General features: G+C 57.2%; 1 rRNA gene. It reads left to right on the forward strand.

The annotated features are described in order from the left end of the window. Window positions 1–326 precede the first annotated feature (326 nt). Window positions 327–2,205: ribosomal RNA gene (locus ACWGL3_RS31270) — 23S ribosomal RNA — on the forward strand; the annotation flags it as partial.

A 2,205-nucleotide genomic window follows, 5' to 3' on the forward strand; every position in this document is an offset into this window, starting at 1 on the left:
GACCAGCTCTTCCTATGGCTGGTCGGACTCGTAAGTGGACCCGGCAGCGCCGGCCGCCCCCTCGGGGGTGAGCCTGCTGATCGGGAGTGGCTGTAAGGGAATCAGGCTTTGCCTCCGGCGACTAGAAGCGTCGGGGGGCGCGCTGTTGGGTGTCTGAGGAAGCAACCTCGACCATCTGGCTCTCCTTGTGGGGGCGGGTGGTCGGTTTGTTTCCCGCGGACCACCTCTGCGAACTCTCGGGTTTTGTTTCCCGGTGTGAGGTAGTGGGGATTGTGGTTGGTGTTTTGACTTGTGAATAGTGTGCGCGAGCATCTTGTTATCTGTAGTGGCCAAGTGATAGTGGCACACGGTGGATGCCTTGGCATCAGGCGCCGATGAAGGACGCGGGAGGCCGCGATAGGCCACGGGGAGCTGTCAACCGAGCTTTGATCCGTGGGTGTCCGAATGGGGAAACCTAGCCCGAGTTGTGTCGGGTTGCCGCTACCTGAATGTATAGGGTAGTTGGTGGTGACGCGGGGAAGTGAAACATCTCAGTACCCGTAGGAAGAGTAAACAACAGTGATTCCCCTAGTAGTGGTGAGCGAACGGGGAAGAGGCTAAACCGTGCGCGTGTGATAGACGGCAGTCGTTGCGTGTGCGGGGTTGTGGGATGCACCTTTCCAGGTCTGCCGACGTGGAGCGCTGAGTGATTCTTTTAGCTGAATCCGTTGGGAAGCGGAACCGTAGTGGGTGAGAGTCCCGTAGGTGAAGGAAGAGTCTAGGCGTTGGTGTTCTCCCGAGTAGCGCGGAGCCCGAGAAATTCCGTGTGAATCTGGCAGGACCACCTGCTAAGCCAAAATACGTCCTGATGACCGATAGTGCACTAGTACCGTGAGGGAAAGGTGAAAAGTGCCCCGGTGAGGGGTCGTGAAATAGTACCTGAAACCGTGTGCTGTCAAGCCGTCAGAGCTGAAGCTTGTCTTTGGTGATGGCGTGCCTTTTGAAGAATGAGCCTGCGAGTCATGGTGTGTGGCGAGGTTAACCCGGGTGGGGTAGCCGTAGGGAAACCGAGTCTGAATAGGGCGTTTGAGTCGCATGCTGTGGACCCGAAGCGGAGTGATCTACCCATGTCCAGGGTGAAGCGGGGGTAAGACCTCGTGGAGGCCCGAACCCACCAGGGTTGAAAACCTGGGGGATGAGGTGTGGGTAGGGGTGAAAGGCCAATCAAACTCCGTGATAGCTGGTTCTCCCCGAAATGCATTTAGGTGCAGCGTCGCGTGTTTCTTGCTGGAGGTAGAGCTACTGTTTGGCTGATGGGCCCTACAAGGTTACTGACGTCAGACAAACTCCGAATGCCGGTTAAGTGAAGCGCGGCAGTGAGACTGCGGGGGATAAGCTTCGTAGTCGAGAGGGAAACAGCCCAGATCATCAGCTAAGGCCCCTAAGCGTGTGCTAAGTGGGAAAGGTTGTGGAGTTGCTGAGACAACCAGGAGGTTGGCTTAGAAGCAGCCATCCTTTAAAGAGTGCGTAATAGCTCACTGGTCAAGTGGTTCTGCGCCGATAATGTAGCGGGGCTTAAGCACACCGCCGAAGCTGTGGATGCCAACCTTGTGTTGGTGTGGTAGGGGAGCGTCGTGCATCCGGTGAAGCTGCCGAGTGATCGTGTGGTGGAGGGTGTGCGAGTGAGAATGCAGGCATGAGTAGCGAAAGCAACGTGAGAAACGTTGCCGCCGATTGACTAAGGGTTCCTGGGGCAGGTTAATCCGCCCAGGGTGAGTCTGGACCTAAGGCGAGGCCGACAGGCGTAGTCGATGGATAACGGGTTGATATTCCCGTACCCGTGCACGAGCGCCCAGTATCGAATCAGGTGATGCTAACCACGCCGGCTCCTTATGGGACCTTCGGGTTCTGTTTGTGGCTGGTCTGGGATCCGAGCTTGTAGTAGGTAAGTGATGGGGTGACGCAGGAGGGTAGCTCTACCCGGCGGTGGTTGTCCGGGGGTAAGCGTGTAGGCTGGGGGGTTGGCAAATCCGCCCCCTGTTGAGGCTGAGACGTGATGCCGAGCCGTTTTCGGTGAAGTGAGTGATCCCATGCTGTCGAGAAAAGCCTCTAGCGAGTTCGTGTGTGGCCAGTACCCTAAACCGACGCAGGTGGTCAGGTAGAGAATACCGAGGCGTTCGGGTGAACCATGGTTAAGGAACTCGGCAAATTGTCCCCGTAACTTCG

The sequence above is a fragment of the Nocardiopsis sp. NPDC055824 genome, assembly GCF_053616335.1.